This window comes from Micrococcus sp. M4NT (assembly GCF_033790745.1).
Lineage (GTDB): Bacteria > Actinomycetota > Actinomycetes > Actinomycetales > Micrococcaceae > Micrococcus.
On sequence record NZ_JAMYEH010000004.1, the window covers coordinates 83,636 to 95,938 of the forward strand.

The following is a 12,303-nucleotide window of genomic DNA, read 5'->3' on the forward strand; positions in this document are numbered from 1 at the left end:
ACCCACCCCGCAGGAGACGCCATGACCCCCCGCCCCCCGAAGGACGCCGTTCCCTCCGCCGACCACGTCTTCCAGACCGTCGAGTCGGACGAGATCGGCTACGAGCCCACCCACGTGGACGCGTTCATGGAGCGCGCCCGCGAGGCCGCCGAGGGACGCGGCGAGCTCACCCCCGAGCAGGTGCGCCAGGCTCGCTTCGCCACCGTGGACGGCGGCTACGCCACCGACGAGGTGGACGACGCCCTGGACCGCCTCGAGGAGGCCCTCACCGCCGCTGAGCGGGACGCCGTCGTGCGCGAGCACGGCGACGGGGAGTGGGACGCCGCGCTCGAGGAGAGCACCCGCGAGCTCCTGGACCGCGCGGACCGCGCACCCGCCGAGCGCTTCCGCCGCCCCACCCGCGAGGACGCCCCCGCCTACGCCGTCGACGACGTCGACGCCCTCCTCGACCGACTCCGCGCGACCCTCGGGAGCACGGATCGCGTCACCGCTGAGCGCGGCGACGACGCGGACCGTCCGCTGACCGCCGACGACGTCCGCCGGTCGTCCTTCGCCGAGGCCGAGGGCCGCGACGGCTACGACGAGGCGCAGGTGGACGCCTACCTGGACGCCGCCGTCGACGTGCTGCTGCGCCGCGGCTGAGCCGCCCGGCGTCCAGGACCGCCTCGCCCGGCGCGGGGCGGTCCGGGGCGCCGATTGCAAATCGCGTCCACCATGTGACTACAATCACATTTCAGACGCGCCCTGACGCCGCCCACCCCCGCCGCGCAGGACGCCTCCACCCTCGCCCCTCACCTGGGGAGACGTATGGAAGGCTGAGTTCATGACCCTGGTGCACCCCACCCCCGTGGAGCACGGCTCCACCGATCCCGCCGCCGGCCACACCCCCCTCGAGGACGGGCACGCGTCCGCGGGCGCGACGCTGCAGGTGCTCGACGCCGAGGGGACCCGCGTCCCCTCGCCGGAGCTCGATCCGTGGCTGGAGGACGTGGACGCCGCCGTCCTCGCGGACCTCTTCCGCAGCATGACCGTGGTGCGCCGGCTGGACACGGAGGCCACCCACCTGCAGCGCCAGGGTGAACTCGCCCTGTGGCCCCCGCTGCTGGGCCAGGAGGCGTCCCAGGTGGGCTCGGCCGCCGCCCTGCGCGCGGACGACTTCGTCTTCCCCTCGTATCGCGAGAACGGCGTGGCCCTGCTGCGCGGCGTCCCCGCCCTGGACCTGCTGCGCGTGTGGCGGGGATCCACGTTCTCCGGCTGGGATCCCAAGGCCACCGGCGTGGCCACCCAGCAGATCATCATCGGCGCCCAGGCGCTGCACGCCGTCGGCTACGCGATGGGCGTCCAGCGCGACCAGGCCGACGCCGCCACGATCGTCTACTTCGGCGACGGCGCCACGAGCCAGGGCGACGTGAACGAGGCCATGGTCTTCAGCGCGACCTACCAGTCGCCCGTCGTGTTCTTCTGCCAGAACAACCACTGGGCCATCTCCGAGCCCGTGGGGCTGCAGGCCCGCCGGAACATCGCGGACCGCCCGTGGGGCTTCGGCATCCCCGCCCTGCGCGTGGACGGCAACGACGTCCTCGCGGTGCTGGCGGCCACGCGCCAGGCTGTGGCCCGCGCGGCCGAGGGCGGCGGCCCCACCTTCATCGAGGCGGTGACCTACCGCATGGGCCCGCACACCACCGCGGACGACCCCACGCGCTACCAGGACCCCGAGGTGCTCGAGGCCTGGCGCGCCCGCGACCCCCTGGCGCGTGTCGAGGCGCACCTGGCCTCGCTCGGCGAGGACGTGGACGCGATCCGCGCCGAGGCCCAGGCGGCCGCCGACGAGCTGGCCGCGGAGGTCCGCCGCGCGCTCGAGGGCCTCGTGGAGGACGGGCCGGACACGATGTTCTCGGAGGTGTACGCGGAGCCGCACCAGGAGCTGGAGCGCCAGCACCGGGACCACGGGCTGTTCCTGGCCCAGTTCGACGACGAGGAGGCAGGCGCATGAGCGAGCGCATGACGTTCGGCCGCGCGATCAACCGCGGCCTCCACCGGGCCCTGGCGGAGGACCCCAAGGTCCTGCTCATGGGCGAGGACATCGGCGCGCTCGGCGGTGTCTTCCGGATCACGGACGGGCTGCAGGAGGAGTTCGGCAGGGACCGCGTGCTGGACACCCCGCTCGCCGAGTCCGGGATCGTCGGCACGGCCGTGGGCCTGGCGATGCGCGGCTACCGGCCCGTCGTCGAGATCCAGTTCGACGGCTTCGTGTACCCGGCCTTCGACCAGATCGTGGCGAACCTGGCCAAGCTGCGGGCCCGTACCCGGGGCGCCGTGCCCATGCCGGTGACCGTCCGCATCCCCTTCGGCGGCGGCATCGGCTCGCCCGAGCACCACTCCGAGTCGCCCGAGGCGTACTTCCTGCACACCGCGGGCCTGCGCGTGGTCTCCCCGTCCTCTCCGCAGGACGGCTACGACATGATCCGCGGCGCCATCGCCTCGGACGACCCGGTCATCTACCTCGAGCCCAAGCGCCGCTACCACGACAAGGGTGAGGTGGACGTGGACGCCGCCGTCCCGCCGCTGAGCCCCGCGCGCATCCTGCGCCCCGGCTCCGACGTCACGCTCGTCTCGTACGGACCGCTCGTGAAGACGGCCCTGCAGGCCGCCGAGGTGGCCGCCGAGGAGGGCGTGGACGTGGAGGTCGTGGACCTGCGCAGCCTCTCGCCGATCGACACGGGCCTGGTGGAGTCCTCGGTGCGCCGCACCGGCCGGCTCGTGGTGGCCCACGAGGCCTCCCGCACGGGCGGCCTGGGCGCGGAGCTCGTGGCCACCGTGGCCGAGCGCGCGTTCCACTGGCTCGAGGCTCCGCCGGTGCGCGTCACCGGCATGGACGTCCCGTACCCGCCGGCCAAGCTCGAGCACCTGCACCTGCCGGACCTCGACCGCATCCTCGACGGCGTGGACCGCGCGATGGGCCGGCCCAACTCGCTGGACTCCGTGGACGCGTTCGCCGCCCCGCAGACCGCAGAGCAGTTCCTCGCCGCGCACGCCGCCGGCGCCGACGGGGAGGAGACCCGATGAGCCAGAAGACGTTCCGCCTGCCCGACCTGGGCGAGGGCCTGACCGAGTCCGACATCGCCATGTGGCGCGTCGCCGTCGGCGACGCGGTCACCGTCAATCAGACCCTCGCCGAGGTCGAGACGGCCAAGGCCGTCGTCGAGGTCTCGAGCCCCTTCGCCGGCGTCGTGGCCCAGCTGCACGCTGAGGAGGGCGCCACCGTCGAGGTGGGCGCCCCGCTCGTCACCTTCACGGTGGAGGGCGCCGGGGACGATCCCGCAGGCTCCGACGGCGACGGCGGCCGGGTGCCCACGCTCGTGGGCTACGGCGCCGCGCCCGACGCCGGCAAGCCGGGTCGACGCGCCCGCCGCGGCGCGGGCCCGTCCGCCGCGGTCGAGTCGGCCCCCGTCGCCGGCCCCGAGGAGGCCCCCGACGCCCCGGGCGAGGCGCCGGCGCTCGCCGCGGACGCGGAGCCCATCGCCCCGGCTGTCGAGCGCGGCACGGGGGAGCGCCCCCGGTGCACCCCGCCGGTGCGCCTGTTCGCCAAGCGCAGCGGGGTCGACCTGACGTCCCTGACCGGCTCGGGGGTCGGCGGGGTGATCACCCGCGAGGACGTCGAGGCGTTCCTGCGGGCCGCCCAGCCTGCGGCCGCCGAGCCCGCGGCCGCGTCGTCCGCGCCGTCGGCCGCTGGCGATGCGACCGGCTCCGTGCGCACCCTGGGCGGGCGTCCCCGCGAGGTGGACGTCCCCGTCAAGGGCGTGCGCAAGGCGACCGCGGCGGCCATGGTGCAGTCGGCGTTCACCGCGCCGCACGTCACCGAGTTCCTCCAGGTGGACGTGACCGAGACGCTCGAGCTGCTGGCCGAGCTCAAGGCCGACCGCGCGTTCCGCGACGTCAAGCTCACCCCCATGACGCTCACCGCCCGAGCCTGCCTGCTGGCCATGGAGCGCACCCCGGACGTCAACGCGCGCTGGGACGAGGCGCGCGGCGTGATCGTGCAGCAGAACGCCGTGAACCTCGGCTTCGCCGCCGCGACGCCCCGCGGGCTCATGGTGCCCAACGTCAAGGACGCCCAGGCCATGGACCTCAGGGCCCTGGGCCAGGCGATCGCCGGGCTGACGTCGACGGCGCGCGAGGGCGCGCTGGGTCCGGCCGAGCTGACGGGCGGCACGTTCACCATCACCAACGTCGGCGTGTTCGGCGTGGACACCGGCACCCCCATCATCAACCCGGGGGAGGCGGCCATCCTGTGCCTCGGCGCCGTGCGCCGCATGCCGTGGGAGCACCGCGGGGAGATCGCGCTGCGCGACGTCGTCACGCTCTCGCTCTCCTTCGACCACCGCCTCGTGGACGGCGAGCAGGGCTCGCGCTTCCTCGCCGACGTCGGTGCGATGCTGCGCCGGCCCGGGATGACCCTGGCGATGGTCTGATGCTCAGACGTGGGCCGCGACGGCGGCCCACGCCATCGCGATCAGGGTCGCCCGACGCGCGGCCCGGTCCGCGGGCGTGCGGCGCACGGAGCGCGGCGTCGAGTTGAGCAGCCCGAGGACCGCCTGGGACCGGAAGACCGCCGCGGCGGCGTCGTCGTCGGGGTGCAGCGCGGTGAGCTGCCGCGCCCACACGTCGATGTAGGCGCGCTGCGTGGCCGTGACCTCGGCGCGCTCGGCGGCGGGCAGCGCCCGCAGGTCCCGGTCCTGCACGCGGATCACGTCCCGGTTCTCCAGGGCGAAGTCGGCGTGGAAGGCGATGAGCGCGCGCAGCACGGGCTCGCCCGGGGCCTGCGTGCCCTCCGTGGCGAGCGCGCCCGCCAGGAGGTCGCGGCTGGCCGTCTCCAGGATCTCCCGGAGCACGGCCGCCTTGTTCGCGAAGTGCCGGTAGACGGCGGGCCCGCTGATCCCGCATGCCGCGCCGATGTCCTCGAGGCGCACCGCGTCGAACCCGCTCGCCGCGAACAGTCGGGCGGCCGCGGCCAACAGGTCCGCCCGGCGCCGAGCCTTCGCGGCCAGACGGGCCGTGGGGGCGGGTGTGTCGGCGCGGGGCGGGGCCGCGTCCGGGGTCTCGGCGGAGGGTGCTGCGGAGGGCATGCCTGCCACTCTAGGGCGGGCCCGACGGGGCCGTGACGGCGTTTGCGCCCGTGATCCTGATCACTACACTGGGAGCAGGTTCAGTTAGTGATCATTCACTGGAAGGGGTCTCATGACCGCCGGTCCCACCGCGGAGGCATCCGCCGCGCCCGCCAGCGCCGCCGAGCGCCACGCCGCCGGCCATGCCCGCCTCGAGGCGGAGCTCGCCGAGCTCGTCGCCCGCACCGCGCTCGGCGGCTCCGAGTCCGCCCGCGCGCGGCACACCGGCCGCGGCAAGCTCCTGGTGCGGGACCGCATCGACGCGCTCCTCGACGAGGGCTCGCCGTTCCTCGAGATCGCCGCGCTCGCCGCGCACGGCGTGTACGGCGAGGACAGCCCGGCCGCCGCCGGCGTCGTGGCGGGCATCGGCCTGGTCCACGGCCGCGCCGTGATGGTGGTGGGCAACGACGCCACCGTGAAGGGCGGCACCTACTACCCGCTGACCGTGAAGAAGCACCTGCGTGCCCAGGAGATCGCCCTCGAGAACCACCTGCCCTGCCTCTACCTCGTGGACTCGGGCGGCGCGTTCCTGCCGAAGCAGGACGAGGTGTTCCCGGACCGGGAGCACTTCGGCCGGATCTTCCGCAACCAGGCACTGCTCTCCTCGCGCCGGATCCCGCAGCTCGCGGCCGTGTGCGGCTCCTCCACCGCGGGCGGCGCGTACGTGCCCGCCATGTGCGACGAGACCGTGATCGTCCGCGAGCAGGGCACCATCTTCCTCGGAGGCCCGCCCCTCGTGAAGGCCGCGATCGGCGAGGACGTCACCCCCGAGGACCTCGGCGGCGGGCGCCTGCACGCCGAGCGCTCGGGCGTGGCGGACCACCTGGCCGACGACGACGTCCACGCCATGCAGCTGCTGCGGGACATCGTGGCCACCCTGCCCGCGCCGGCCCGCCCCGCGTGGGAGGTGCACCCCTCCCTCGAGCCCGCGAAGGACCCGGGGGAGCTGACCTCCGTGGTGCCGGTGGACGTCAACGCCCCGTACGACGTGCACGAGGTGATCGACCGCCTCGTGGACGCCGACTCGGTGCACGAGTTCAAGCCGCTCTACGGCACCACGCTCGTCACCGCCTTCGCTCGCATCGACGGCCACCCCGTGGGCATCCTGGCCAACAACGGCATCCTCTTCGGCGACTCGGCCCGCAAGGGCGCGCACTTCATCGAGCTGTGCGACCAGCGCGGCATCCCGCTGCTGTTCCTCCAGAACATCTCCGGCTTCATGGTGGGCCGGGACGCGGAGGCCGGCGGCATCGCCCGCGACGGCGCGAAGATGGTCACCGCCGTCGCCACGTGTCGCGTGCCCAAGCTGACCGTGGTGATCGGCGGCTCGTTCGGCGCCGGCAACTACGCGATGTGCGGCCGCGCCTACTCCCCGCGGTTCCTCTGGATGTGGCCCAACGCCCGCATCTCCGTGATGGGCGGGCCGCAGGCCTCCGCCGTGCTGACCCAGGTCAAGCAGGACCAGCGCGCCGCGAAGGGGGAGGAGCCGATGACCGCCGAGGAGGTCGAGGCCTTCCAGGCCCCCGTGCGGCAGCAGTACGACGAGCAGGGCAGCCCCCTCTACTCCACGGCCCGCCTGTGGGACGACGGCATCATCACCCCCGGCCAGACCCGCCGCGTGCTCGCCATGGCCCTCGACGTCATCTCCCGTGCCCCCCTGCCGGACGCCCGCTTCGGCCTCTTCCGGATGTGAGCCTGACCATGACCCAGACCCCCGCCGAGGGCCCCGCCCTCTTCGACACCGTCCTCGTGGCCAACCGCGGCGAGATCGCCGTGCGCGTGATCCGCACCCTGCGCCGCCTCGGCATCCGCTCCGTGGCGGTGTTCTCCGACGCCGACGCCGGCGCCCGCCACGTGCGCGAGGCGGACCTCGCCGTCCGCCTCGGCCCGGCCCCCGCCCGCGAGTCCTACCTGGACGTGGACGCGGTGGTGGCGGCCGCCGTCCGGACCGGGGCGCAGGCCGTGCACCCCGGCTACGGGTTCCTCTCCGAGAACGCGGACTTCGCCCGGGCGCTCGAGGCGGCCGGCGTCGTCTTCGTGGGCCCGCCCGTGGCGTCGCTGGACGCGATGGCGGACAAGATCCGCGCCAAGGAGACCGTCTCGGCGCGGGACGTGCCGGTGGTGCCGGGCATCGCCGACCCCACGCTCACCGACGATCAGATCGTGGCCGAGGCGCAGCGCGTCGGCTTCCCGCTGCTGATCAAGCCCTCCGCGGGCGGCGGCGGCAAGGGGATGGTGGCCGTGCACGCCGCGGACGAGCTGCCGGCCGCGCTGGCCTCCGCCCGCCGCACCGCGCGCTCCGCGTTCGGGAACGACACCCTCCTGCTCGAGCGGCTCATCACCGCCCCGCGGCACATCGAGGTGCAGGTCTTCGCGGACACCCACGGGCGCACCGTGCACCTGGGGGAGCGGGAGTGCTCCCTGCAGCGCCGCCACCAGAAGGTGATCGAGGAGGCGCCCGCGCCCCTGCTCACCGGCCTGGCGCACGGCGCCGAGCTGCGCGCCCGTCTCGGCAGGGCCGCCGTGGACGCCGCGGAGTCCGTGGGCTACGTGGGGGCCGGCACCGTGGAGTTCCTCGTCTCGGACGAGGACCCGGACGAGTTCTTCTTCATGGAGATGAACACCCGTCTGCAGGTGGAGCACCCCGTGTCCGAGGAGGTCGTGCGGGTGCGCGGCGAGCGCGTGGACTTCGTGGAGCTGCAGCTGTGGATCGCCGCCGGACAGGACCTGGGCTTCGGCCAGGAGGACGTCACCCTGGAGGGGGCGGCCGCCGAGGCCCGCGTCTACGCCGAGGACCCCGCGCACGGGTTCCTCCCCGCCGCCGGGCCCGTGTTGCTGTGGGAGCCGCCGCGGGGGGAGGGGGTCCGCGTGGACACCCTGCTCTTCCCGCCGGACTCCGAGGACGACGCCCCCGGCCGGTCCGAGGGCCCGGGCCAGCCCGAGGTCACCGGTCACTACGACCCCATGGTCGCCAAGGTGATCGCCTCCGGCGCGGACCGCCCCCAGGCACTGGACCGCCTCGAGGCGGCGCTCGGGGAGTCGGTGCTGTTCGGGGTCACGAGCAACCTGGCGTGGCTGCGGGACCTCGTGGCGCGCGACGACGTCCGGGCCGGCCGCCTGAGGACCTCCCTGATCGACGAGGCATCGGCATGGGAGGCCCCCGCCCCCCGCGCGGAGGTCTGGGACGCGGCCGGCGCCGCCTTCGCCCCGGAGGCCCTCACCTCCGCGCTGACGGTCCAGGGGATCGACGAGGCGACCCTGGCCGCGTCCGGTCTGCGGGTGCAGCCGGCCGGCGCCTGGCACCGCCAGGACGCCTGGCGCGCCGCGGGCGCCCCCGCCCCCGCGCTGCCCCTGCGCTGGGAGGACCTCTCCGTGCTGTGGCGCGGGCCCGGGTCGGTGGCCCCGGAGGACGGGCCGTCCGCGCAGGACGGGGCGGAGCCCGGGCACGCGGGCGGTCGATCTCTGCGCCACCCCGCGGACCCGGACGCCGCGTGGGTCCACTCCGGCGGGCACACCTGGCGAATCGAGCGGCTGGGCCGCGCCGAGCGCGTGGCGGCGTCGCGCGCCGCGGCCGCCGCGCGTCGTGCCCCCGCCGGCGGCGGTTCCCCGGAGGCCCGGGCTCCCATGCCGGGCACCGTCGTCGCGGTGTCCGTGTCCACCGGCGAGCACGTCGAGGCCGGCGCCGAGCTGGCCGTCCTCGAGGCCATGAAGATGGAGCACCCCGTCACCGCGGGCGTCGCCGGCGTCGTCACCGTCCACGTCCGTCCCGGCGAGTCCGTGCCCGCGCGCGGGCTGGTCGCCACCGTCACCCCTCACACCCCCGGCACCGCCGATGTGCCCACCACCTCTGGAGAGTCCGCATGAGCACCAAGCACCGCACCCTGCCCGCCCTCGAGGAGGACTACCAGGTCCTCTCCGACACCGTCCGCGAGTTCGCGGACGAGGTCGTGGCCCCCGTCTCCGCCGAGCTCGACGCCCGGCACGAGTTCCCGTACGAGATCGTGAAGCAGATGGGCGAGATGGGCCTGTTCGGCCTGCCCTTCCCCGAGGAGTTCGGCGGCATGGGCGGCGACTACTTCGCCCTCGCCCTCGCGCTCGAGCAGCTCGGCCGCGTCAACCAGTCGGTGGCCATCACCCTCGAGGCGGGCGTCTCCCTCGGCGCGATGCCGCTGCTGAAGTTCGGCACCCAGGAGCAGAAGGAGCGCTGGCTGCCCAGCCTCGTGGCGGGCGAGAACCTGGCCGGCTTCGGCCTCACCGAGCCCGGCGCGGGCTCCGACGCCGGCGGCACCCAGACCACCGCGGTGCTCGAGGACGGCGCGTGGCGCATCAACGGCGCCAAGGAGTTCATCACCAACTCCGGCACGGACATCACGAGCCTCGTCACCGTCACCGCGGTGACCGGCACGGTGGAGGGCAAGACCGGCCCCGACGGCCGCCCCGCGAAGGAGATCTCCACGATCCTCGTGCCCGCCGGCACCGAGGGCTTCACCGTGGCCAAGCCGTACGACAAGGTCGGCTGGAACTCCTCCGACACCCACGCCCTGCACTTCACCGACGTGCGCGTCCCCGAGGAGAACCTGCTCGGCACCCGCGGCCGCGGCTTCGCGAACTTCCTCGAGATCCTCGACGAGGGCCGCATCGCCATCGCCGCGCTCGCCACGGGTGTGGCCCAGGGCTGCGTCGACGAGTCGGTCGCCTACGCGAAGCAGCGCACCTCGTTCGGCCAGAGGATCGGCACGTTCCAGGCCGTCTCCTTCAAGATCGCCCGCATGCAGGCCCGCGCCCATGCCGCGCGTCTGGCCTACTACGAGGCGGCGCAGAAGATGCTGGCCGGCAAGCCGTTCAAGACCGAGGCCGCCATGGCGAAGATGATCGCCGGCGAGGCGGCCATGGACAACGCCCGCGACGCCACCCAGGTGTTCGGCGGCTACGGCTTCATGAACGAGACCCTCGTGGCCCGCCACTACCGCGACTCCAAGATCCTCGAGGTCGGCGAGGGCACCACCGAGGTGCAGCTCATGCTGATCGCGCGCGACCTGGGGCTGTGACGGTGGCGGAGACCCCCGAGCCGGGCGTGGAGAACACAGGGCCCGAGGTCATCGAGCAGCGCGGGCGCTACGCGGACGAGCTCGCGGTGGGCCAGGTGTACCTGCACCGGCCCGGCCGCACGCTCACGGAGGCGGACAACGTCCTCTTCACCACGCTGACGATGAACCCGCAGGCGCTGCACCTGGACCACGCATACGCGGCCGCGCAGCCCTTCGGGAAGCCGCTCGTGAACTCCATGCTCACGCTGTCCACGCTCGTGGGCCTCGCCGTCGGGCAGACGACGCAGGGCACGCTCGTGGCGCAGCTCGGGCTGGGGGAGATCGCCTTCCCGCACCCCGTGTTCCACGGGGACACCCTCTACGGGCGCTCGGAGGTCACCGCGGTCCGGGAGTCCTCCTCGCGACCGGGCCAGCGCATCGTCACCTTCCAGATGACGGGGGAGAACCAGCACGGCGACGTCGTCGTGCGGGCCCAGCGCACCTGCCTCATGTGGACGGCGTCGGCCCACGCCGAGGCGAAGGCGAAGCAGGGCTCCATGGAGACCCGGGCATGAGCGCCCCCACGGCGGCCGGGCCCCTGGCCCTCGGCCCGGCCGTGATGTTCACGCCGGCGGACCGCCCCGAGCGCTTCGCCAAGGCCCTCGACCGCGCCGACGCGGTGATCCTCGACCTCGAGGACGCCGTCACGCCGGCCTCCCGCCCGGCCGCCCGCGACGCCGTGCGAGCTGCCTGGGAAGGCCGGGCCACGGGCGGCACGGACGGCGGACCGCTCGCCGCGGACCGCGTCGTCGTGCGCGTGAACCCGGCGGGCACGCCGGACCACGCCGCGGACCTGGCGATGCTCGCGGAGACCGGGTGGCGCACGCTCATGCTCGCCAAGGCGGAGTCCGCCGCGCAGGTGGACGGCCTCGTGGCGGCGCTGGGGGAGGACGTGCGCGTCGTGGCCCTGTGCGAGACCGCGGCGGGCATCCTCGCCGCGCCCGCCCTCGCGGCGCACCCCCACGTGGGCGCGCTGATGTGGGGCGCGGAGGACCTCGTGGCGTCCATGGGCGGCACGTCCTCGCGCACGGCCGACGGCGCCTACCGCCCCGTCGTCCGGCACGCACGAGCGACCGTGCTGCTCGCCGCCGCCGCCCACGGCACGGCGGCGTGGGACGCGGTGTTCCTCGACCTGCAGGATCACGCGGGCCTCGCCGCGGAGGCCGAGGACGCCGTCGCGCTCGGGTGCGCGGCCACCGTGTGCCTCCACCCGGCGCAGGCCCCCGTGGTGCGTGAGGCCTACGCCCCGAGCGAGGAGGCGGTGGCCCGGGCCCGACGCGTGCTCGCGGCGGCCGAGGGGGCGCACGGCGCCTTCGAGCTGGACGGCACCATGGTGGACGAGGTGGTGCTCGCCCAGGCCCGGCTGACCCTCGGGCGGGTGCCGGCGGGGGACTGAACGGCTGTATACAGGAAGGGCGCCGCGGGAGGCATTCCGCGGCGCCGTCGCGTTCCAGCCGGCCTCAGTCCGCGCCGAGCTCCATGACGAGCTCGGTGATGACGGCGGCGCGGGCATTGGAGAAGACCTTCTCCTCGCCCACCACCTCGAACCCCCGGCGGGAGAGGACCCTGACGGTGCCCGCGTTGTCCTCGGCCACGTGGGCCCGCACGGGGCGGTGCGGGTACCCGCGCAGGAACTCGTCCACGGCCGAGGTGGTCAGCCCGAGGCCCCAGAACTCCTGCGCCGTCCAGAAGGAGAGCTCGGCGGCGTCGTCCTGCTCGGAGCAGATCAGCGCGCCCACGGCGCGGCCCTCGTGCTCGATGGTGTGCACCTGGACGCGGGGGTCGCGCAGCAGGGTGCCCCAGTGATGGTCGAAGACCCCGCGGTCGGCAGGGCTGCGGGGGGCGATTCCGGACATCTGGTTCGCGTCCTCGTCCTGCTGGTGCACGAAGAACTCGTCCAGGTCCTCGGGGCGGACGTCACGAAGGGGCACGGCGGTGGACCTCTCGGGTGAGCGGGCGGGCGGCGGCGGCCGTCCGCAGTCTTTCGGCAACGCTATCACCGGGGGACTGGCAGGGGCCGTCGTCACAATCGGTCACGCACTGGCGTATGT

Annotated in this window: 11 protein-coding genes; 9 read left to right on the forward strand and 2 right to left on the reverse strand. The window is 74.6% G+C overall.

The features are described 5' to 3' along the window. Nucleotides 1–21: 21 nt before the first annotated feature. The 4 genes from NJC10_RS03760 (at nt 22) to NJC10_RS03775 (ending at nt 4,472) form a co-directional block, all read left to right on the forward strand. Nucleotides 22–642: a DivIVA domain-containing protein gene (locus NJC10_RS03760; RefSeq protein ID WP_319074674.1), complete on the forward strand. Its 621-nt coding sequence runs from the start codon at nt 22–24 to the stop codon at nt 640–642. A gap of 181 nt (nt 643–823) precedes the next feature. Then, nucleotides 824–1,993: a thiamine pyrophosphate-dependent enzyme gene (locus NJC10_RS03765; protein WP_319074676.1), complete on the forward strand. Its 1,170-nt coding sequence runs from the start codon at nt 824–826 to the stop codon at nt 1,991–1,993. Further along, on the forward strand, nt 1,990–3,066 hold the full coding sequence (locus NJC10_RS03770) for an alpha-ketoacid dehydrogenase subunit beta (protein WP_248115284.1): 1,077 nt from the start codon (nt 1,990–1,992) through the stop codon (nt 3,064–3,066). Before NJC10_RS03765 ends, NJC10_RS03770 begins: the two co-directional genes overlap by 4 nt. After that, nucleotides 3,063–4,472, forward strand: coding sequence for a dihydrolipoamide acetyltransferase family protein (locus NJC10_RS03775; RefSeq protein ID WP_319074677.1), 1,410 nt, complete (start codon nt 3,063–3,065; stop codon nt 4,470–4,472). The genes NJC10_RS03770 and NJC10_RS03775 overlap by 4 nt, the downstream gene beginning before the upstream one ends. Nucleotides 4,473–4,475: 3 nt before the next feature. On the opposite strand, the gene NJC10_RS03780 is transcribed toward NJC10_RS03775, so the two are convergent. Further along, nucleotides 4,476–5,126 carry a TetR/AcrR family transcriptional regulator gene (locus NJC10_RS03780; protein WP_319074678.1) on the reverse strand — a complete coding sequence of 217 codons (651 nt, stop codon included), beginning with the start codon at nt 5,124–5,126 and terminating at the stop codon, nt 4,476–4,478. Nucleotides 5,127–5,238: 112 nt separating this feature from the next. Here NJC10_RS03780 and NJC10_RS03785 point away from each other — a divergent pair, with 112 nt between their 5' ends. Genes NJC10_RS03785 through NJC10_RS03805 form a run of 5 tightly spaced genes read left to right on the forward strand, consistent with a single transcriptional unit; the run spans nt 5,239 to nt 11,648 of the window. Then, nucleotides 5,239–6,858, forward strand: coding sequence for a carboxyl transferase domain-containing protein (locus NJC10_RS03785; RefSeq protein ID WP_319074680.1), 1,620 nt, complete (start codon nt 5,239–5,241; stop codon nt 6,856–6,858). Between the two features lie 8 nt (nt 6,859–6,866). Next, on the forward strand, nt 6,867–9,029 hold the full coding sequence (locus tag NJC10_RS03790; protein ID WP_319074681.1) for an acetyl/propionyl/methylcrotonyl-CoA carboxylase subunit alpha: 2,163 nt from the start codon (nt 6,867–6,869) through the stop codon (nt 9,027–9,029). Beyond that, entirely contained in the window at nt 9,026–10,213 is a 1,188-nt protein-coding gene (locus NJC10_RS03795; protein ID WP_319074683.1) for an acyl-CoA dehydrogenase family protein, read from the forward strand. Before NJC10_RS03790 ends, NJC10_RS03795 begins: the two co-directional genes overlap by 4 nt. Further along, the gene (locus tag NJC10_RS03800; protein ID WP_413466379.1) at nt 10,210–10,767 is read left to right on the forward strand and encodes a MaoC family dehydratase; all 558 of its coding nucleotides are present in this window, start codon (nt 10,210–10,212) and stop codon (nt 10,765–10,767) included. The genes NJC10_RS03795 and NJC10_RS03800 overlap by 4 nt, the downstream gene beginning before the upstream one ends. Beyond that, nucleotides 10,764–11,648, forward strand: a complete 885-nt coding sequence (locus NJC10_RS03805) for a CoA ester lyase (protein WP_319074686.1) — start codon at nt 10,764–10,766, stop codon at nt 11,646–11,648. The genes NJC10_RS03800 and NJC10_RS03805 overlap by 4 nt, the downstream gene beginning before the upstream one ends. Before the next feature lie 64 nt (nt 11,649–11,712). On the opposite strand, the gene NJC10_RS03810 is transcribed toward NJC10_RS03805, so the two are convergent. Further along, nucleotides 11,713–12,183 carry a GNAT family N-acetyltransferase gene (locus tag NJC10_RS03810; RefSeq protein ID WP_319074688.1) on the reverse strand — a complete coding sequence of 157 codons (471 nt, stop codon included), beginning with the start codon at nt 12,181–12,183 and terminating at the stop codon, nt 11,713–11,715. Nucleotides 12,184–12,303 lie beyond the last annotated feature (120 nt).